Raw genomic sequence first — 20,930 nt, forward strand, 5'->3', positions numbered from 1 at the left:
ACAAAACATGGAAACACGCTTGTTCTTAAACAAGCGTATTATTTTTGTGTTAAAATAATAAGATTGCATTATTTAACGATGTAAATAATAAATTAAGAAAGGATTAGCATATGAGTAAAAAGATTGTACAACGTGGCCTCCTTTTTGTACTTGGTATGATGCTGATGAGCATCGGCATTGTTTTAGTTACCAAATCAAATTTAGGTACATCACCGATTTCGACAATACCCTATGTAATGAGTATGATCTCACCGATGTCCTTTGGCGTTTTAACACTAATCGTTAGCATGGTATTTATTTTAATTGAAATTGCTATTTTGGGGCGTGCATTTCCAAAGTTCCAATATACACAGATTCTAGTCGGGCCTCTATTTGGCCTCTTTATTGACTTAAGCATGTTCTTATTCGATTTCACACCTCCATCCAACTACTTCCTTAAAGGATTTGCTCTTGTGGGGGGCTGTGCGGTTATAGCGTTGGGCATTTTCCTTCAGGTTAAAGCTAATTTCATTATCAATCCGGGTGAAGGCCTCGTTAAGGTGATATCCAGAAAGTTAAATAAAGAATTTGGTACTGTAAAGATGGCATTTGACTGGACCCTCGTTATTATTGCTACACTAATCTCTCTCTTCGCTTTCCACAGTCTTAATGGCATTGGTATTGGCACGGTTGTGTCCGCATTTTTAGTAGGCTATTTTATTAAATTATTTGTCTCTATCGTCGCGAAAAAAGGACAATCACTTGCCTAAAGCATGTACCAATGGATCCATTGGTACATGCTTTTTTTTCACACAGCCGTTATTTCGTGCAGCAAGTGGGGACAACGCAATCAGCCTTTGTTTAGTGCAGAAAATACCCGGTCGAATACTGGACTCAAAATCTTGCGAATATAATAAGCGATTATCGTCCCTGGGGTCCATGAGCTGCGATTATTCTGGATGTATTGATCGTTGATAATATAAGTCCGAGTGGAAGTAGGGCTCTTCAGACCGAACTTTTCCCACTCCGCCGGATCATTCGAACCTCCGAGTCTTGCGAGCATATTCGCCGACTCTCTATTTATTTTAGCCGGAATTTGCTCGTATGCTTGGACGATTTGCATATGAAATTCGTCGATCGGATTGCGGCTAGCAAGGCTCTCCAAGTGGATGCTTTCGCGAATGTAAGAAGCGTATGCCAGATGGTCGGCCCAGGACTCGTCGATATAAAAAAGCCGTACCCGCTGCTCAGAAGGGCTCATCTGCTTCTCGCCTTTCAAAATTCCGAGCCGCTCCTCGTATAGAATTCGCCTCTGATCCTCTACCATATCCGAATAACAGTTCAGTTCCTGGCGGATATGGAAGTTTTGGCCCATAGTAACGCGCTGAATATGCGCGATTTTGCTGCGGAGTACCGGCTTTTCGAGAGCCTCATCCTGCCTAAGATTGCGAAACTCTTTATCAATGCCGAAGCGAAGCAACAACTCGTCCTCCAAGCTTACAAAAAATATGGAAGCTCCCGGGTCCCCTTGGCGGCCAGAACGCCCGCGCAGTTGGTCGTCGATCCGCACGCTTTCGTTCACATGCGTACCAATCACGTACAACCCGCCCAGCTTGGCGACAATTTCTGCTTGCGTGGGGTTGCCGCCGCCGAGGCGAATGTCGACGCCGCGTCCCGCCATATTCGTAGACACCGTCACGGCGCCGACTTCTCCCGCTCTGGCGATGATCTCGGCTTCTTTTGCGTCGTTTTTCGCATTCAGAACATGGCAAGGTACGTCGGCAGCCGCTAGCGCCTCCGCCAGCATATCAGACTCCTCAACGCTTGACGTACCAACGAGAATCGGACGTCCCGTCGCATGGACGGACGAGATTTCTTGTACAAGCGCCTTATGTTTGGCTTCTTTGTGAGTATAAATCCGGAGCGGATGGTCGATCCGGATGTTTGGCCGGTTCGGCAGAATTTGCACGACCTGCAGCGCATAAATATCTTCGAATTCCATTGCGGAAGCGTGCGCGGTAGCCGTCATTCCGCAAATCTTGGGATACAGGCTAAGGAAGTGCTGAAGGGTAATCGTCCCGAGAATTTGCCCGCCGGCTGTCGACTGCAGCCCTTCTTTGGCCGCTAGCGCGGCTTGCAGCCCGTCTGGCAAATGCCTGTTCTCCGCCACGCGGCCGGTATATTCGTCGATTAGCTCGATTTTCCCGTCCCGGACGATATAATCGACGTCTTTTTTCAATAACGATTCCACATGCAGCGCGCAATTTAATGACGATAACAAATGACTATTATGGCTTTCGTACAAATTGCCGCATCCCAGCAGCGATTCCGCTTTCCAAGAACCCACTTCATTTAAATAAACGTTCCGCTGGAACTCGTCGAAGTCGTAATGCTCAACTTGCTTGAGCTGCCGAGCCACTTCTGCGATACGAATACCGTCGCTAATGGAAGAGCCCGGCTCGCCGGCAATGACTAGCGGCACCCGCGCTTCGTCGAGAAGCAGAGAATCCGCTTCGTCGACGATGACGTAGTGGAAAGGACGATGCACGGTATCGTCTTCGCCCAGTGCGATCGTGTCGCGCAAATAATCGAATCCCGCCTCTTTGGCCGTAACATAGGTTATATCTGCGGCGTACGCTTCCTGTTTCTCAGATAGGCTCATGCCCGCTTGAACCGAGTTTACGGTTAACCCGAGGAAACGATAGATCGGGCCCATCCACTCCGCATCTCGATTTGCCAAATAATCGTTAAAAGTCAGCACATGAACACCTTCGCCGGTCAACGCATTTAGATAAGCAGGCATAACAGCAGAGAGCGTTTTTCCTTCACCGGTATGCTGCTCGATCAGAAATCTCTCGTGCAGAGCGATGGCAGCCATGATCTGGACATCGTAAGGCTGTAATCGGAGCTTTCTCTTCGCTGCCTCGCAGACTAACGCATATGCATCGACAAGCAGCTCATCCAAAGGCGTACCCGATTTTGCTTCTTTTTGCAGCCGGAGGGATTCCGCTTGAAGCTGCCCATCGTCCCATGCTTCCAAATTCCGTTTCCTGATGAGCTTCGCTTTGTCCTGATAGACTTTCAGCTTATTCTGGGTTTCGCGGTCTTTGAATTTTTGCATCAACTTGACGGCTATATGCATAGGAATTTGATCTCCCCTCAGTAGAAATACGCGATTCTAAAGTGGCTAAAATATAATTCACGGTAACGCCATACGGCAAGCCGAACATCGAATAGTCCGTTCCTACTCATCCTTTAACCGTCGTTGATACAAAACAACAGATACAATCGTTAATACAACCGTCCATGCCAAAGTAATGAGGAGGGGGGGGAATAAATCTCCCATCGTAAAGCCTGTATTGCGTACTTCTAGAAAATACACAAGTTGAGTGCTTGGTAAGTACTCCAACACTTTGAATATCGGAAAATCATCTACTAGTAACGTTCCCCATGGCGCCCCAGTGAATATGAATATCACAGGAAGTATAGTTAATGATGCTTCAAGCACCGTCTTGGAGAATAAACCACATATCGTCCCCACTGCTGTGTATAGAATAATCGAAAGAATGATTACTGCCACAAATGCCCATATACTAGTTGGCTCATAGCCTAATATATACGTAACAATACCCAGAACAACAGCAGACATTACAAAGACTAAACTACTTTTACCGAACAAAACATCCATTGTCGTGGCCGGAGTCATCATTAATGATCGTAAAGTGTTGCGCTCCTTTTCTTCCGCAATCAAGCATGCTTGTGTGAAGCATGACAGTATCACAAACGAAAGATTTAGAACTACAGCGAAAATTCCAGGCACAGACGGGTCTACACTTCGAAAAAGAAGTGCAAGGATAATTGGGAAAATCAACATAATGGAGACGGCATAATTGCGTGTGAACTCTTTGTAATCCTTCACAAATATCGCCCGGGCACGTTTTAATGAGATACTCATAGTAACTCACTTCCTGTCATTTTAATAAAAATATCACCCAGACTTGGCTCTTTCGTTTCTAATGTATCAATTAACCCTCGTTTCATCCAATCGGCTATTTGATCAGCAGTTCCCTCATCTAACGGAAGCTCGTAGTTTTCCCCATTTATTAAGTCAACACAAACCACGTTATCCCGGTACTGTCGTTTAAGTTCCTTCGGGTGAGCCGATAGTTTGGATTTGTCCTTGATACAGAATCGCTACACGGTTGCATATCAAATCTGCCTCAGCCATATCATGCGTAGTTAAAAAAATCGTTGTCCCTTTCTCATTTAAGTAGCGTAAGCCTTTATAAATATGTGCTGAGTTTACCGGATCTAAAGCCGAAGTAGGTTCATCTAAAAATAACAATTCTGGCTCATGGATAATCGCGCATGCCAACAAGACTCGCTGACGCATCCCTTTAGATAAGAGACTGACTTTCTTTTTGCGCTCTCCGCTTAAGTTTACAAACTGCAGGACCTTATCGATCGAAGATCTAGGAAGATCATATAATTGGCGATACAGCTCTAGATTTTCCTCTATCGATAATCTCTCATATAGACCACTGTTATCCGTCAAAATGCCAAAGCGCATCTTCTGTGCAGACTGATGCATCAACTCCGCTGGTAGGTTAAATACACTTGCCTGTCCACTTGTAGCATTTAACTGCGCAGTTAAAATCTTGATTAATGTTGTTTTTCCTGAACCACTCGGACCTAGGAAACCAAAAATTTCTCCTTTTGGAATTGAAAAAGAGACATCTGCTAATGCATCCTTATTTCCAAATCTCTTTCGAATATGTTCTACTTGGATAACATCCATTAACACCACTTCCTTAGCGTTGATGGCTTAAGTATATTAAGATTGCATGCTTCCAGCCATCAAAACCCGCCGAAATGTAGCTATTATCGCCTGAATGGTACCATTTAAATGTTAAGAAGTGCTTTTAATTCGTGCAATTTTGAACGGGATAACGGAACCACGGCATCTTGACCTGTATTTAACCGCAAGCTGTAGCTATTCTTCGTCCATGTAATAATCTCTCTTACTTTTTGCAGATTAACGATGTAGGATCGATGACACCTAAAAAAACCGAAATTCAACAATCTCTGCTCCAGCTCGGTTAGCGTCAAAGCACAGTCATAATTTCCCCCACCCACATGAACAAGGATCGAACCTTCTATACTTTCTATAAAATCAATTTCAGGCGGATTAAATAAAATCACTTTGTCATTTCTTTTGGTAGAGATCTTCTGTAAGGTTATATTGGCCTCATCTTGTTTCTGTACTTCCTGCTTATCCTCTTCTGAGTCCCGAATATCCAAAGGATGAAATCCGGACTCGTTCAATCGATAAATGGCATCACAGGAAATAATGGCATCCTCTAAATTCGAAGTTAAAATTAAAATCTGCTTTTCTTTCGAAAGGTCATCTAAAATCCGTTTAAAATGACGACGATCTTGTTCTTCCAAGTAAAAATAGGGTTCCTCCAGTACAAGTGTAGGCTGATGCGCAAAAAAGACACGCAGCAATGTCACATACATCCTTTTCGATGAGCTTAGATCCTTGATTTTTACCTTCCGTTCTTCTTTTAAAGCAAAATAATCCATTAACAAAGCGACACGCTCATTCCTCTCCGTTACTTTGATTAGAAAAGTGATTAGCTCTTCCACCGTTAAACGCATATACTCGCCTTGCCCAGCTCGAAATAAATAATACTCAGAATAATTGACTAATTGATTCATTAAAAGCTGCTTTCGCTTCAAGTCCGTTATAATGCCAATCGATTGGTTCGATGTCATATTTAATTCGATCTTCGGTAAAAATAATTCCCCATTATCATACATTGGTTGAAATTGCATGCCGTCCTCCAGGTCAGTTCCACTATAGGATATATTAAACAATTATACTGTTGGGATACTTTTTTGTCAGTTTCTATTGAATCCAATGCAACGGACGATCGGCTAATCCTGATTACACTATCGGTAAAGTCAAATATAGAATTTGAAATTGAGCTATTCGAATCGGGAGAGCAGCTAGTATCTCATTATGAGAACAGCATGAACCATTCAGTCGTACTGCCAGAAGGTGGGTTAATCGTATTTGGCGGCAATGCAGGGGGAAGTTTTTAAAATCAATTTATCGCTGTGATGCTTTTGAGGTAGCCTTCTAAATTTCATTGTTGATAAGATCACTACAAGAAGCAGGCAGGCCGGTTGGCCTGCCTGCTTCGGTTGCGTATACATGATGGTTAACCACCGGGCTAGTTGTTCAAACGTTGGCTAACCGGGAGTGCGTCAGACTATTTGCTACACCAAACCGCGCTCCATCGCCTTGACGATGAGGGTAGCGAACAGGCTGTTGGACCAGGCGAACCATGGACGAGAGAAGTCCGCAGGGTCGTCGGGGTGGAAGCCCTCGTGCATGTAGCCGGTATCGGCGTCGGTGTTCACCAGCATGTCGATCAGCTCGCGGATCTCGTCGTCGTCGTCGGAGGTGAGCGCCTGCATGGAGAGGGCCATATGCCACACATAGCCTCCCGGAGTGTGCGGGCTGCCGATGCCGCGCGCATGCTTGCCCTCAAAGTAGAACGGATTGTCAAAGCTCAATGCAAACCGCCGCGTGTTCCGGTAGACCGGATCGTCGGTGCCGGTGTAGCCGATATACGGGATCGAGATGAGTCCCGGCGTGCCGGCGTCGTCCATCAGGCAGTAGTTGCCAAAGCCGTCCGTCTCGTACGCGTAGATGGGGCCATACTTAGGATGATTCACAATGCCGTAGGCGCGGATACCGAAGTCGATCTCCTTGCGCAGCTTCTCGGCCCGCTCGGCCAACCGTTCGTCCTTGAAGATCTCGCTGGCGATCTGGCGGATATGCCCGAGCACCACCACGGCGAACATATTGTTCGGGATGTTGTAGCCAAACAGACAAGCATCATCGCTCGGGCGGAAGCCGGACCAGGTCATGCCGGTATAGTTCACGGGAAGGCCGCGGCCGTCGTTTTGCAGCGTCTCGGTCTCCTGATGGGTTTCGCGGATAAAATGGTACGGTGACCGTTCCATATGCCGCTGCTCGGTGATCATTAAATTAACGGCGGACGTGAGCGCCCGGTAGCAGGTGTCGGTGAACACATCGGTGCGCCCAGTCTCTTGCCAATAGGAGTACAGCAGCTGTACCGGGAAACAGAGCGAGTCGAGCTCATACTTGCGCTCCCACATCCAAGGGTTCAGATCGCAGTCGTCGCTAGCACGGTAGTGCGCATCGCTGGCCGTTTCATTGAAGGCATTGCAATACGGGTCGATGGTCAGATAGAACATCTGCCGGGCGATCAGTCCGCTCAGGATGCGCTGGAGCTCTTCGTCTTCTCTGGCGAGCGGCAGATAGTGCCGTACTTGCTCGGTGGAGTCGCGCAGCCACATCGCCGGGATATCGCCGGTGAAGACGAAGGTTGTACCGTCGTCGAGCAGCTTGGTTGTCGTCTCAAGCGTGTTAGGATAGCAGTTGCGGAACAGCCGCTGCAGCTTGGGCCGGTGGGCCAGCTGATCGTCGGCCTGGTCAAGGAAACGGGTTATGGATGCAGGTACAATCATGGGGTGGACAACCTCCTGTAGAGATGTAATCGGTCTCAAGAAAGAATGTCACACCCCGCAGCAAAGCACAATATGTATCATTTGAAGGTGGAATGGAGGGTAAAATACAACACATTTTGCTCCTGACAATGACAATTCGGGGATCGCGCTCCAAATGTTGAAAGCCTTGTCATGCCTGGTATGACAGGCTTTTTGGCATGACAATGCACATTCGACATATTTACCAAGGCCCGCTGCGTCTCCTACAATTTGACGTATGAGCTGGGCAAGACGGATATGAATGCGTTTGCTTTATGGAAAATCAGCCGCCGTCATGCGAGGGCGGTACAGAGGCTGAGCCAAGGGAAAGGAGAAGGTACGATTTGAAAGTAAGTCAAGAACTGGCGCTCCAGACAAAGCCGGGAATCAAGAAGACCTCCTGGCGAAGAAGAATAATGCACAATTGGGAGCTCTACCTATTTATCGCACCGTGTTTATTGTATTTCATTATTTTTCATTACGTACCGATGTACGGGGTTCAGATCGCCTTCAAAAACTTCCTTCCAACCAAGGGCATAACCGGAAGTGATTGGGTCGGGTTCGACCACTTTGAACGGTTTTTCAATTCTTATTATTTCTGGGATCTGTTGTGGAATACGTTCAGCCTCAGTTTGTATGAGTTGGCGGTTGGCTTCCCGCTGCCGATTATTCTGGCGCTGGCGTTCAACGAGATCAAGAACGGTATTTTTAAGAAAAGCGTGCAAACGGTTACTTATGCTCCGCATTTTATTTCCATCGTCGTCATGGCGGGGATGATCATCACGTTCCTGAGTCCTTCCTCGGGGATCCTGATTCGTATGATCGAGTGGATCGGCTTAGAGCCGGCGTCGTTTCTGGAGGATCCGCGTTGGTTTAAGACGGTCTACGTCCTCTCGGGCGTGTGGCAAAGCGCGGGATGGGGCACGATTATCTATCTGGCCGCCTTGTCGAGCGTCGATCCGCAGCTGCATGAAGCGGCCATCGTCGACGGCGCGAGCCGTCTCAAGCGGGTCATTCATATCAATATCCCGACGATTATTCCGACAATCTCGATCCTGCTGATCCTGAACGTGGGCAATATCCTCGGTGTCGGCTACGAGAAAATCTTGCTGCTGCAAAACTCGCTGAACATCGAATCCTCCGATGTGATATCGACCTTTGTGTACAGGTCAGGCTTGCTGAACAATCAGCTCAGCTTCTCTACGGCAGTAGGCTTATTCAACTCCGTGGTTAATGCAATCCTGCTTATAACGGTCAACCGAATCGCCAAAAAGACTAGCGACAACAGTTTGTGGTAATAGGAGGTCACATCGATGATATCGGCTTTTAAAGAATCCAAAGGGGACAAGATCTTTCTTGTCCTGGTCTATCTCTTCTTGACAGCGGCGCTCATCGTCGTGCTCTACCCGCTGATCTACATGCTAAGCGCATCGATCAGTACACCCAAGTATGTAAACTCCGGTGAGATGTGGCTGCTGCCCAAAGGCTTCACGCTGGAAGGCTTCAGGCTCGTGTTCGAGAACGCCAAGATATGGATGGGCTACCGCAACACGATTATCTACACAATCATCGGAACTTTGATTAACTTGGCGGTAACACTGCCGGCTGCGTATGCGTTAAGCCGCAGCGACTTCTTTGGCCGGCAGTTCTTTATGATTTTGATCCTGATTACAATGTTTTTCAGCGGCGGTCTGGTGCCGATGTACCTGGTTGTGAAGGATCTCGGTATGATCAACTCGATGTGGGCGCTGATCCTGCCGGTCTCCGCATCCGTGTGGAACATCATCGTAGCCCGGACGTTCTTCCAGTCTACGATTCCCAAGGAGCTGCAGGAGGCGGCGCATATCGACGGCTGTACCAATATGAGGTTGTTTATTCGGATCGTGCTGCCGCTGTCGGCGCCGATCATCGCCGTCATGGCGCTGTTCTATGGCGTTGGGCACTGGAACAGCTATTTCTCTGCCCTAATTTATCTTAATAACGATACCAAGTTCCCGCTGCAGATGGTGCTCCGGCAAATTCTCGTGCTCCAGCAGATGGGCGCGGAGACGAACGGAGCGGCGCTAAGCGGCGAGATGGCGCAGCTGGCAGCTTCCAAGGCGGAGGTCGCCTCGTTGGTGAAATACGCCGTCATCATCGTCTCTACGCTGCCGATAATCGCCGTTTATCCGTTCCTGCAACGCTACTTCGTGCAAGGCGTGATGATCGGCTCGGTGAAGGGCTAAGGGGCGGGCCGGCTTTCCTGCCGGCTTAGCCGCCTAAAGCCGCCGTCAAACGAACGGCTGTCCGGAACCACCGCGTGCGCCGGCAGACCGGCAATTGGCGGAATGCCAGTCGTCATGCGGTACGAAGGTAATTTCGTGCATTAATAACCGAAGGTCGGGTCCTTCCCCAAACATATGTCATTCTTACCTCCTATGAGCGTTCGATTTTAGGGAAATCCCGTCGTCTTCGTTTATTATAAGAACCAATAGCATTTTATCAAAAGGAGGAGTACTTAATGAAAACAGTAAAAAAAGGGTTGGGTCTGATGCTAGCGGGTGTAATGCTTGCCGGTATATTGTCCGGCTGCGGCTCGGCGGAAGAGAAAGGGTCCGGCAACAAACCAAACGAGACCGCGGACAAGGTGAGTAAGGAAGGCTTCCCGGTGGTCAAAGAGCCGATGACGCTCACTATGATGGGACCTGATGTCGGCATCCAGAATTGGGACAAGATGCCGCTGTTTGAAGAAATGGAAAAGCTGACGGGCATTCACATGGAATTCCAAAATGCGCCTAAGGACGCCTTTGAGACGAAAAAAAGCCTTGTGCTCGTCAGCGGTACTTATCCCGATATTTTCTATGCTGCGGGATTGACGCCGGCGGAGCAAGTGAATTACGGCGGACAGGGCATTCTCGTTCCGCTTGAGGACCTGATCGAGGGTTACGCGCCTAATATCAAAAAGCTTCTCGACGAGAACCCGGATATCCGCAAATCGATCACCGCGCCAGACGGCCACATCTATGCGCTGCCGGTCATTGAATTCAACCAGCCCTGGTATCGCAATCCGCTGTGGTACAATGGCGATTTCCTGGAAGCGCTTGGCATGGACAAGCTGCCGGAAACGACCGAAGAGCTGTATACGTACCTGAAGCGGGTCAAGGAAGAAGACCCGAACAAGAATGGCAAGGCCGACGAAATTCCGTTGTCCTCCGCTTCTCCGGGCAACAGCCTGCGCGATATCCGCACCTGGCTGCTCGGCGCCTTCGGCATCTATGAAGAAGAAATTTATGTCGACGACAGCGATAAAGTTCACTATACCCCGATGGAAGAGGGATACAAGGAATATCTGACGTATCTTAACCGCCTGTGGAACGAAGACCTGCTGGATCACGAGAGCTTCTCGCAAACGGCAGAGCAGCGCGAAGCCAAGGCGCGCAACAACCAGGTGGGCTTGTTCTCGGCCTGGACCGCCTTCCAGATGATGGGCGAAGAGCCGAATACGTCCGACCCGATGTTCAGCCCGGTGGTGAGCGAATCCGTGGATAAGCCGGCCATTGCCAAGAACAAAGGCATCAACACCGGTGCGTTCGCCATCTCGAATACGAATCCGTCGCCTGAGGCTTCCATGCGCTGGATTGACTATTCGTACTCGGTTGAAGGCGCAACCATGTTCAGCAAAGGACCGGAAGGCATCCTGTGGCAATACACGGACAAAGAAAATTACGTCAAGGAATACCTGCCTGTTCCGGACGGCGGAGACCGAGAGGAATATCGCTCCAAAATTACGCCGAACTATGGTATTCCGGCTCCGACGATCAACCTTCCAGAGATTTCCAAAGGTCTGATGGGCGACGTGGACGCCTGGATCGAGAACGAGACCAAGACCAAGCTTCTCGACCGCGGCGCACGCATACCGTTCCCGGTGCTGTTCCTGACGCCGGAAGAACAGGCTGAGGTTACGACCATGACCTCCGACCTCAACACATATGTGCGTCAAATGGAAGCAAAGTTCGTAACAGGTGCCGAGCCTATAGCTAATTGGGACAAATATATCGGCACAATCAAAAAGATGGGCGGCGAACGTATGGCTGAGATTTACCAAGCAGCCTACGACCGCTGGAAGGCCAACTAAGCACCGGACCTTATCATCGATCGAGAACTCTCCGAGGCTTCTGCTGTCGGAGAGTTTCTCTTTCAAACCTAACAAAGTAGGGGATTTATGAGGCATTAATCAGAAGGAGGGGACCCACTGGTTTAACCCTCTGCCCGAGGAACAAGAGGGAAGGCTGCAGCTGGACATCGAGTTGTTTGATCCATTCCCCGAGCTCATGGACCCGTTGAACAACCAGACTGCGGTTCGACCGCTGATGCAAAACACATCTCCCAGGTCAATCTTCTGGAGGATGAGACCGGCCTGCTGACAACAGTAGGCGGGCAACTGGTTCTTACTTTCCGGCCTTATGAAGTTAAGACCATCAAAATTACAGATAGTGCGCCTGCACAGGAGGAATAATCCCATGAAAATTACGAGACATCCCGGCAACCCGATCGTGGTTCCCGGCGAATACGAGTGGCGGAAAGCGACGGTGTTCAATCCGGCCGTCATCATAGATGAGGGCAAATTTTATATGATCGAGCGGACCGCCGGTTCGCTTACCCCCTGCAAAAACTACCTCGGCCTGCTGGAGAGCGAGGACGGCGTGCACTTCACCCATGTGAAAGACGAACCGGTACTGACACCCGACGAGCTGGGCTTCCCGTACGGCAGCGTGCAGGATCCGCGCGTCGTCAAGATCGACGGCACGTTCTACATGAACTATGCGCTTCGGCCCTGCGCGATGAATTATTATCCGACGAACACGAGCGTTCCGGAACGTTCGTTCCCGAAGTACCCGGACGGCTGGGGCGAACAAGAGGGACATTGGCTGACCCGCTCGTCCATCGTCAAGTCGGACAACCTCGTCGATTGGGAGTTTGTTGCGGATACGACCGAACTGGACATTAATGACCGCGACAACATCCTGTTCCCGGAGAAAATTAACGGCAAGTATGTCCTGCTGCGCCGGCCGGAGGAATATGTCGGCGAAGCTTTCGGCACAGAGAAAGCGGCCATGTGGATTACGTACTCCGACGATTTGATCAACTGGGAAGCGCCGAGGCTCTTGGCCAAAGCCGAGAACATGGCCTGGGAATCCCGCAAGATTGGAGGCTCGACGCCGCCGGTCAAGACGGACAAGGGCTGGCTCGTCCTCTACCATGGTGTCGATGACCAGATCGTCTATCGGGTCGGAGCGCTGTTGCTCGATCTGGATAATCCGGAGAAGATTATCGCCCGGACGCACAACTTCATTATGGAGCCGGAGACGTATTACGAGAAGTTCGGCTACCAGATCCCGAACGTCATCTTCCCGACCGGCAATGTCGTGAAGGATGGTCTGCTCTACATCTACTACGGCGTGACAGATACGGCGATCGCTTTGGCGACCGTCCCGCTGGATGAGCTGGTGGAGTACATTCTGAATGAGCCGAAGGCTTAAGAGAAATAGAACGTTGGTTCAAGCCGGCAATAGTAAGGCTCAGCTTTTGTCGTTGAATACGTAAATTGCTGGTAAAGAAGTAGGAGCTGTCCTGAACGTCTGACAACGGTGGACAGCTCCTTTTGTTGACATACATGAATATATAAACTTCCATTAGACTTTGCTTATATTTCATCGCGACACGATTGCTTCCCTCCAAAGGACGGCATCAGCCGTTTACGCTAGGGAGCTAAGGAATTATTCCTCCGTGGGGACGGAACCGCTTATGCTGTGCAGTTTGCGATATTGACCGGGCGTATAGCCGGTTTCCTTCTTGAACTTGCGGATAAAGTTTGGCGCATCCAGATAGCCGACGCGCTCGATAATTTCTTTGAGCGGCGCGCTGGTGTGGTTGAGTTGGAGGATCACTTCCTTAAGCCGGCACTGCCAGATGTACTGTGTAAAGTTGAGGCCTGTCTTCTCCTTGAAGCTTCGGCTCAGGTACGAGGTCGAGGTATCGTACTTGAGGGCGATATGCTCCAGGCTGAGCGTATAGTCCGCGTAGTTCTGAGCGACGTAAGCGACGATTTCATCCATGAGCGCCGGCTGTGCCGTCTCGGTCTGGTGCGTGGCTTCGCTGCAGATTTGCACTGCGAGTGAGCTGAGTCTGTTCTCCAGCCCCTCCAGTGTCTCGAAGGCATGCAACGACGAAATCTCGCCATGCACCTCGTCCATGCCAAGCTCGGCGGCGGTCCGCAGCAGGGAGTTGAGCACGTCGAAGCATAGACAGCGAAGCAAGCCGACCGAGAGGTTCTCTCGCTTCAGCATCTCCATCATATCGGCGATCAGTTGGATCGCCGTGGCTTCGTTGCCTTGCTTGAGACTCTGCTCCAGCTTAAGCAGCGACTTCTTCGGAATCCAGTAGCTCTCGCTGGAGACGGCCGCCGAAGGCTCCGCCAACTCATCGAAGTAAGCGACCCGGCTGCTGAACGTCAGCCTCCGCTGTTCAAGCGCCGAGGCGGCTTCGAGGAAGGATTGGTTCAAACCGGACAAATCGTCGTATACGGTGCCGACGCCTAGATTAGGCCGTCTTGACAGCCGCTGCGCCAGTTGCTCGTCGAGCTCGTCGACGACCAGGCTGACGCGGCTCGCCATATCTTCCTCCTCCGATGGCAGCAGCGTTACCATGAGGGCAAGCTGATGGGTGACGGAGAATTCGACGCCGTAGATCCGGGCTTGCAGCTCGGACAGGTCCAACTGATTGAGCCAGGCGCGAAGCGCCTGCTGATCCTCCCACGACTGCTCGTCGCGGCTCTGCTCGTCCAAGTTCAGGATGATCGTGAAGCAGCAGGCCTGCTCCGGCAGCTCCAGCCCGGACTGGACGATCATCCGTTCGATTTCGGGATCGTCCGGCTTGCCGTGCTTGAACAGCAGCATGAGGTATTGGTTGCGCACGAACGGCTCCTGCATGTCGATGCGGGCGTGGTAATCATGGATTGTCTGTTTGATCCAGTCCCATTCGTTGCGGCTCTTCGATTTCTCCTTGACGCCGTCTTGCAGCGAAGCGAACTCCAGCAAGTCGCGGATCGGATGATACTGCCGTCTGGCGAGCAGCATCGCCGCAGCGATGCCGACCAGCACCGTGATGAAAAAGACGAGCAGAATGATCGTTCGGATCTGGCCGACCTGCTCGAAAAATTGGTAGCTGGGAATGGCCGTGACGTACGTCCAGCCATTGACCCTTGACTTGACCGTGACGACCGAATAGCGCTCGCCGCCCAGCTCTATATTGTGGATGCCAGGTTCGAGCTTGATCAGCGATCTCAAATCGTTACCGCGCAGGGCATCACCCCGGTAGTTGGCCGTCAACACATCGCCCGTGCCCGATAGAATATAGCTGCTTCCAGAGAAGTCGTTCAATATCGAATCCATGACGCCCGTCAACTGCTCTTCTTTCATGAGATAGAGGATGGTGCCATAAGGGTACGGATCGTTGGTCTTGATCGGGAAGAGCATAGCCAGCATGGATTCTTTGCGTGAGTGAACGGTGACGTATTCGGCCGGGCGTACGGTCGTGACCGCCGTTTCGTTGAGCGACTGCTTGATCTCCTCGGGCTGCCAGCGATCGAAGCGGAACATGTCGCCGAAGACGAGGTCGAGATCAGTCATCCCCTGACTGGAGTAGATCTTATCGTCACCGCGATAGTAGAGAAACAGTTCCTCGAGCATCGTGTTGCTGGTCTTGTAACGCGCCAGCGAGGCAATGGCTTCCCGGCTGTAGTATGGATGCGAGACCATGAACTTGGTGAGATGCTCGTCGAATGATATGGTGTTGGCGGTCTCCAGCAAGTTGTTCATTTGATTGTCGATGGAGAGCCTCACCTGGTTCAGCTGGTTGACGTTGGACTGCTCGATCTCGGAGCGCAGATTGGTCGTCGCGTTATGATAGATGATGAAGGTGACGCATGAAAGCGGAACCAAAAAGATAAGAATATAAGAGAGCGTATAGGTCACGAGCAATTTGGACTTAAAGCGGTTCCAATTAAAGCGGATGCCCGATTTCATGCTGGATGGCTTAACGGATAGTTTCATGATGACCTCCCGGAAATAAGTGCTACTTGGTGTATCAGATCAGTATACCATTTTGGCTGATGCCATTTCGCTGCAGACAATAGGGGCGTGAAGACAGTTCCATTAGGTCTGCTAGGGCTTGTGTTCGATAAAACAAAGTATTGGACGGACTCGGCTAGTTATTTTTTTATTTATACATTATAACGTTATATTTATTTGAATACTAGGATGTGTTAAGCTATTGACGAAGAAATATTTGGACAACGTTCAGGCGTTGTCACAGAAGGGAAGGTCGCTTCAAGAACATGGGTACTGTACTGCGTAATATGAAACGGTTGGACGGATCTGCGGCCGATATTGTCATAGACGGCGGCAAGATCGCCGCGATAGCCCCTCCGGGGACGGGCGAAGGAGAGGTTGTCGCCGAGGGCGGCTGCGTATCCAGCGGCTGGATCGACATGCACGTACACGCCTTCCGCGAGTTTAAGCCGTACGGCGATGCGATCGATGAGATCGGCGTGAAGCAAGGGGTGACGACGATCGTCGATGCCGGCAGCTGCGGCGCCGACCGTATCGGCGAGCTACAGGCAGGAGGGACCCGGGCGGCCACCCGACTGCTGGCATTTCTGAATATCTCCCGGATTGGTCTGGAGCGCATCGACGAGCTGTCGAATCCGGCATGGATCGACGAGACGGCTGTACGGGAGGCGCTCCGGGCGTACCCGGACTTCATCGTCGGGCTCAAGGCGCGGATTAGCAGCAGCGTGGTGAAGGAGCAGGGCATCGAGCCATTAAGACGCGCCCGCAGGCTCTCCGAGGCGACGGGACTGTCCCTGATGGTTCATATCGGCTCGGGACCGCCGGCGATTGGCGAAGTGATGGCGCTGCTCGCGAGGGGCGATATCGTCACCCACTATTTGAATGGCAAGGCTAACAATCTATTCAACGAGGAAGGACTGCCGCTGCCCGTACTACTGGACGCGGTAGCGCGCGGTGTGCATCTAGATGTCGGCCACGGATCGGCAAGCTTCTCGTTCCGCGTGGCGGAGCAGGCCCGGACGGCCGGACTGCCGCTGCATACGATCAGCACGGATATCTACGAGAGCAACCGGCTCAGCGGGCCGGTCTACAGTCTGGCCGATGTGATGAGCAAGTTTCTCTATCTCGGCTACAGTCTGCAGGAGGTTATAGATGCTGTTACGGTCAAAGCGGCGCAATGGCTGAGAAGGCCGGAGCTCGGCGAGATAAAGGTTGGCGGAGTGGCCGATCTGACGCTGTTCGACGTCGTGCAAGGCAGCAAGACACTGATTGATTCCGAAGGAGAGACGCGTACGGCGGACACTTATATTCAAGTCAAAGGAGCAGTTATCGATGGATCATACTTTGCATGCTAAATACGGGTTGAAAAGAGTCGTCAATGCCAGCGGCCGGATGAGTATCCTCGGCGTCTCTGCGCCTACCGACGGCGTAATGACTGCGGTGAAGTCAGGCGGTCAAAACTATGTGGAGATGGCCGATCTGGTCGACAAGTCCGGCGCGTACGTGGCGAAGCTTCTTCATGCCGAAGATGCGGTCGTCGTCAATTCCGCTTCCAGCGGAATTGCCATGACCGTGGCGGGCGTTGTTACGCGCGGCGACAAGCGGGCCAGTCTGAGTCTTCATCAGGAACTGCCCGCGAATAACGAGATCATCCTGTTCAAGGGACATAATGTCCAGTATGGCGCTCCGGTGGAGACGATGGTTGCGCTCGGCGGCGGCAAGCTCGTCGAGGTCGGCTACGCCAACGAAGGCCGCAAGGAGCATCTGGAGATGGCTATCAATGAGCGAACGGCGGCGATTCTGTTCGTCCAGTCGCATCACTGCGTCCAAAAGAACATGATCAAGGTCGAGGATGCCTGGGAAGTGGCGCAGCGCTGCGAAGTGCCGCTCATCGTCGACGCTGCCGCCGAGGAGGATCTGCGCAAGTATGTGACCTGCTCCGACCTGGTTATCTACAGCGGCTCCAAGGCGATCGAAGGGCCAACTTCCGGTATCGTGGCAGGCAAAGCCGGCTATGTCAGCTGGGTGAAGGCGCAGCTGTACGGCATTGGTCGAAGCATGAAGGTGGGTAAGGAGTCGATCTTCGGACTACTGCAGGCGCTGGACGAGTATTTTGTAAAGGAAGACAAGAGCGAGGAAGAGCGCGCGGCACTGGCGGCGCTCGATGTACTGGACGCGCTACCGGGCGTAAGCGTCGGCATCGTCCAAGACGAGGCCGGCCGTGCGATCTTCCGGGGGCGTATCAAGATCGACGAAGCGGCGGCAGGCCTGTCCGCACGGGAGGTCAACGATGGGCTGCGCGGCGGCGACATTGCGGTCTATACGCGGGATTATGGATTGGCGCAGGGGTATTTTGACCTCGATCCACGTTCGCTGCAGGGCGACGATCTGCAAGTGATCATCACACGCATCCAAGACATTATCGGGGGGAAACACTAATGGCAGACATTTATAACCGGTTGTACAAGAATAAAGCAGCGCTCAATGTGCTGGCAGGCAGCATCGACAATGCGCGCGAGATATACGAAGCGGCGGAAGGCTATGTGGTCGTCGGCGTGCTTTCCAAGGCGTATCCCGATGCGCAGGCGGCGGCAGCGGCGATGAAGCAATACGGCGCAGCTATCGAGGATGCGGTATCGATCGGTCTCGGCGCGGGCGACAACCGCCAGGGCGCGGTCGTGGCTGAGATCGTCAAGATGTATGAGGGCAATCACATCAACCAGATCTTCCCGGCCGTCGGCGCCACCAGCGCCAATCTGGGCAGTCGCGAGAGTTGGATTAACGCGCTCGTGTCGCCCTGCGGCCGACCGGGTTACGTGAACATCTCAACGGGCGTGATCAGCGCAGCCAACGAAGACAAGGCCATCGTCCCGGTCAAATCAGCAATTGCACTGGTGCGGGATATGGGCGGTCATGCACTGAAATATTTCCCGATGCAGGGACTGAAGCAAGAAGACGAATACCGCGCCGTTGCCAAGGCCTGTGGCGAGGAAGGCTTCGCGCTGGAGCCGACCGGCGGTATCGATCTGGACAACTTCGGCAAGATCCTTGAGATCGCGCTGGAGGCTGGCGTTCCGCAGGTGATCCCGCATGTATACTCGTCGATCATTGATTCAGCGAGCGGTGATACGAGAGCGGAGGACGTACGGACGCTGCTCGGCGAGCTGAAAGCGTTGGTCGATCGGTATGTCTAGAATTGCCGCATTCGGCGAAGTGATGATGCGCCTGGAGACGCCGGGCTTCTCGACGCTGGTCCAGAGCAGCAATCTTGCTTATTCCTTCTCGGGGACCGGGGTCAACGTCGTCTCGGCGCTGTCCCGCTTCGGGCATGAGACGTATCTGGCCAGCACGCTGCCGGACAATCCGCTCGGCGACGCCGCGCTGGCGTATCTGCGTAAGCTGGGCATTCAGACGTCGTTTGTGAACCGGGGCGGCAGGTATATCGGGATGTATTTTCTGGAGCATGGCTTCGGGATCCGTCCCAGTAAGGTGACCTACACCGATCGTCTCGGCAGCAGCTTCAACACCGTGCCCCACGTCGAAGGAGACTGGGAGCGGATAAGCGCTTCGGTGGACGCGGTGCACTTCTGCGGCATCACTCTGGCGATGAACGAGCTGGCGCGTACGCAGATCAAGCAGTTGGCCCGTGAGGTCAAGAGCCGCGGCGGCATGGTAATCTTCGACTGCAACTACCGTCCATCGCTCTGGGGCGAAGGCGGCTATGTGGCGGCAGCGCCGCATTACCGCGAGATGCTGGAGCTGGCGGATATCGTCTTTATGAACGAGAAGGACGCGATATTTACACTCGGCATGCAGAGCCGCGGCGCCGACCGGATGGAGCAGCTGCAGGAGCTCATTCCGCAAACGGCGAAGCAATACGGGATCGGCCTGATCGCCGGCACGCATCGTCTGGTCAATGGGGATAACACCCATAAGCTGACCGGCTATCTGTATACGGAAGGGGCATTCTGTTTCTCCCAGCCGGCCACCTTCTCGGTGTACGACCGGGTCGGTGCGGGTGATGCGTATGCGAGCGGCATCATCCACACCCGGCTGCGCGGCGACGATCCGCAGTATGCGGTCGATTATGCGACGGCCGCAGCGGTGCTGGCGCACACGGTGCACGGAGACACGCCGATGGCGACGGAGGCCGATGTCGTGAAGGCGATGTCCCGCACGGCCGGCGACGTAGAGAGGTAAGACGAAGACGGGGAAAGGGAAGGGGGGCTAGGATGACTATCACACGCAAGAAAGGCCCGCTGTATCTGCAGGTCAAGAAGATTGTCAAGGATCGCATCCTGCACGGGATCTATCCGCTGGGCGGACATATCCCGCCGGAGCCGCAGCTGGAGAAGGAGTTCAACGTCAGCAAGATGACGGTGCGCAATGCGATCCGGGAGTTGGCGGAGGAAGGCTACGTCGAGAGAAAAAGCGGCATCGGCACTATTGTCCTCACGAACACGTCGGTCTCCCGCCTCTCCAAGGGCAAGCGGTTCACCGAGCTGCTGGTTGAAGAGGGGTACCGTTTGGAGAAACGGCTGCTATCGATGGCCTGCGAGCGGCTGGAGTCTGGGACGGAGCTGCATGGTTTGATGGGACCGGAGGCGTTCCGCATCGAGCGGCTGTATGAGCTGAATGACCGGCCGTACATCCACATCGTGCATTATCTGGCTGCTGCTGCATTGTCGGAAGTAGAGCAGGAGGCAGGTGAGCCGTCGTTTGAGTCTTTGTACGATTTGCTGGAAGAGCAAAATATCGTACTAGACAACTTCCGCGACGCTTTCTCGGTAGGTTCGGCTTCGGACGAGACTGCGAGTCTGCTCGGTATACCGGCAGGGACGCCGATGCTCATGCGGCTGCGCCACACGTACGATGTCGAGGGTCGGCTTGTCGAGTACAGCATCGGCTATTACCGGACGGATCTGCAACCTTATTTGGTTAGTTACGACACTTAAGGCAGGTGCGCCCCGGTCGGGCATTATGAGAAGAAAAGAGTAAAGCCGCTTCAGCCGTGCAGGGTTGTGGCGGCTTGTTTGTGTACGCAAACCCGTTTTATATTACAGATCCGAATGGAAACGGGTTTATGATAACGAAATAAATTTTATCATGGAGGATGTTTGGTTTTTATCAACAATGTCGTTTATTAAGTGTAGTGAAATTTCATTTTAATGGAAGGGATCTACCTGCAGTAACTTATTTGGAGGAAAAGATACCATTAATGTAGGTACCTAAAGCATTATAAGATTGATTAGAGATAGT

The 20,930-nt window shown here is 52.1% G+C and carries 16 protein-coding genes and 1 pseudogene; 11 read left to right on the forward strand and 6 right to left on the reverse strand.

Annotated features, from left to right (window positions below):
- The first annotated feature begins 110 nt into the window (after positions 1-110).
- Positions 111-749, forward strand: coding sequence for a YczE/YyaS/YitT family protein (locus tag CEF13_RS02730; RefSeq protein WP_102709305.1), 639 nt, complete (start codon positions 111-113; stop codon positions 747-749).
- Between the two features lie 80 nt (positions 750-829).
- Here CEF13_RS02730 and secA2 read toward each other — a convergent pair whose 3' ends face one another.
- From secA2 to CEF13_RS02750, 4 genes and pseudogenes are all read right to left on the reverse strand, one after another.
- The gene (secA2, locus tag CEF13_RS02735) at positions 830-3,121 is read right to left on the reverse strand and encodes an accessory Sec system translocase SecA2 (protein WP_102709306.1); all 2,292 of its coding nucleotides are present in this window, start codon (positions 3,119-3,121) and stop codon (positions 830-832) included.
- Between the two features lie 102 nt (positions 3,122-3,223).
- On the reverse strand, positions 3,224-3,934 hold the full coding sequence (locus tag CEF13_RS02740) for an ABC transporter permease (RefSeq protein ID WP_102709307.1): 711 nt from the start codon (positions 3,932-3,934) through the stop codon (positions 3,224-3,226).
- Positions 3,931-4,777: pseudogene (locus CEF13_RS02745) on the reverse strand (ABC transporter ATP-binding protein). Before CEF13_RS02745 ends, CEF13_RS02740 begins: the two are co-directional and overlap by 4 nt.
- Positions 4,778-4,881: 104 nt before the next feature.
- On the reverse strand, positions 4,882-5,700 hold the full coding sequence (locus tag CEF13_RS02750; protein WP_243864677.1) for a LytTR family transcriptional regulator DNA-binding domain-containing protein: 819 nt from the start codon (positions 5,698-5,700) through the stop codon (positions 4,882-4,884).
- A gap of 180 nt (positions 5,701-5,880) precedes the next feature.
- On the opposite strand from CEF13_RS02750, the gene CEF13_RS02755 reads away from it, so the two are divergent.
- A complete protein-coding gene (locus tag CEF13_RS02755; protein WP_102709309.1) occupies positions 5,881-6,087 on the forward strand; it encodes a hypothetical protein in 207 nt (68 codons plus the stop codon).
- A 177-nt stretch (positions 6,088-6,264) separates the two neighbouring features.
- Here the strand turns inward: CEF13_RS02755 and CEF13_RS02760 are convergent, their stop codons facing one another.
- Positions 6,265-7,545, reverse strand: coding sequence for a glycoside hydrolase family 125 protein (locus CEF13_RS02760; RefSeq protein WP_102709310.1), 1,281 nt, complete (start codon positions 7,543-7,545; stop codon positions 6,265-6,267).
- 362 nt (positions 7,546-7,907) lie between these two features.
- On the opposite strand from CEF13_RS02760, the gene CEF13_RS02765 reads away from it, so the two are divergent.
- The 4 genes from CEF13_RS02765 to CEF13_RS02780 all read left to right on the forward strand — a co-directional run bounded on the left by CEF13_RS02765 (position 7,908) and on the right by CEF13_RS02780 (position 13,082).
- Positions 7,908-8,861: an ABC transporter permease gene (locus CEF13_RS02765; protein ID WP_102709311.1), complete on the forward strand. Its 954-nt coding sequence runs from the start codon at positions 7,908-7,910 to the stop codon at positions 8,859-8,861.
- A gap of 15 nt (positions 8,862-8,876) precedes the next feature.
- Positions 8,877-9,788 carry a carbohydrate ABC transporter permease gene (locus tag CEF13_RS02770; protein WP_102709312.1) on the forward strand — a complete coding sequence of 304 codons (912 nt, stop codon included), beginning with the start codon at positions 8,877-8,879 and terminating at the stop codon, positions 9,786-9,788.
- A 275-nt stretch (positions 9,789-10,063) separates the two neighbouring features.
- On the forward strand, positions 10,064-11,677 hold the full coding sequence (locus CEF13_RS02775) for a type 2 periplasmic-binding domain-containing protein (protein WP_102709313.1): 1,614 nt from the start codon (positions 10,064-10,066) through the stop codon (positions 11,675-11,677).
- Between the two features lie 385 nt (positions 11,678-12,062).
- Positions 12,063-13,082, forward strand: coding sequence for a glycoside hydrolase family 130 protein (locus tag CEF13_RS02780; protein WP_102709314.1), 1,020 nt, complete (start codon positions 12,063-12,065; stop codon positions 13,080-13,082).
- Between the two features lie 237 nt (positions 13,083-13,319).
- On the opposite strand, the gene CEF13_RS02785 is transcribed toward CEF13_RS02780, so the two are convergent.
- Positions 13,320-15,653: a helix-turn-helix domain-containing protein gene (locus tag CEF13_RS02785; RefSeq protein ID WP_102709315.1), complete on the reverse strand. Its 2,334-nt coding sequence runs from the start codon at positions 15,651-15,653 to the stop codon at positions 13,320-13,322.
- 284 nt (positions 15,654-15,937) lie between these two features.
- On the opposite strand from CEF13_RS02785, the gene CEF13_RS02790 reads away from it, so the two are divergent.
- Genes CEF13_RS02790 through CEF13_RS02810 form a run of 5 tightly spaced genes read left to right on the forward strand, consistent with a single transcriptional unit; the run spans position 15,938 to position 20,626 of the window.
- Positions 15,938-17,026 (forward strand): amidohydrolase/deacetylase family metallohydrolase, encoded by a 1,089-nt coding sequence (locus tag CEF13_RS02790; RefSeq protein WP_102709316.1) that lies wholly within the window; start codon positions 15,938-15,940, stop codon positions 17,024-17,026.
- A complete protein-coding gene (locus CEF13_RS02795; RefSeq protein WP_102709317.1) occupies positions 17,004-18,110 on the forward strand; it encodes a DgaE family pyridoxal phosphate-dependent ammonia lyase in 1,107 nt (368 codons plus the stop codon). The genes CEF13_RS02790 and CEF13_RS02795 overlap by 23 nt, the downstream gene beginning before the upstream one ends.
- Entirely contained in the window at positions 18,110-18,865 is a 756-nt protein-coding gene (gene dagF, locus CEF13_RS02800; RefSeq protein ID WP_102709318.1) for a 2-dehydro-3-deoxy-phosphogluconate aldolase, read from the forward strand. Before CEF13_RS02795 ends, dagF begins: the two co-directional genes overlap by 1 nt.
- The gene (locus CEF13_RS02805) at positions 18,858-19,871 is read left to right on the forward strand and encodes a sugar kinase (protein ID WP_102709319.1); all 1,014 of its coding nucleotides are present in this window, start codon (positions 18,858-18,860) and stop codon (positions 19,869-19,871) included. The genes dagF and CEF13_RS02805 overlap by 8 nt, the downstream gene beginning before the upstream one ends.
- A 32-nt stretch (positions 19,872-19,903) precedes the next feature.
- Positions 19,904-20,626 (forward strand): GntR family transcriptional regulator, encoded by a 723-nt coding sequence (locus CEF13_RS02810; protein WP_102709320.1) that lies wholly within the window; start codon positions 19,904-19,906, stop codon positions 20,624-20,626.
- The last annotated feature ends 304 nt before the right edge of the window (positions 20,627-20,930 follow it).

The sequence above is a fragment of the Paenibacillus castaneae genome (assembly GCF_002884445.1).
Taxonomy (GTDB): Bacteria; Bacillota; Bacilli; order Paenibacillales; family Paenibacillaceae; genus Pristimantibacillus; species Pristimantibacillus castaneae.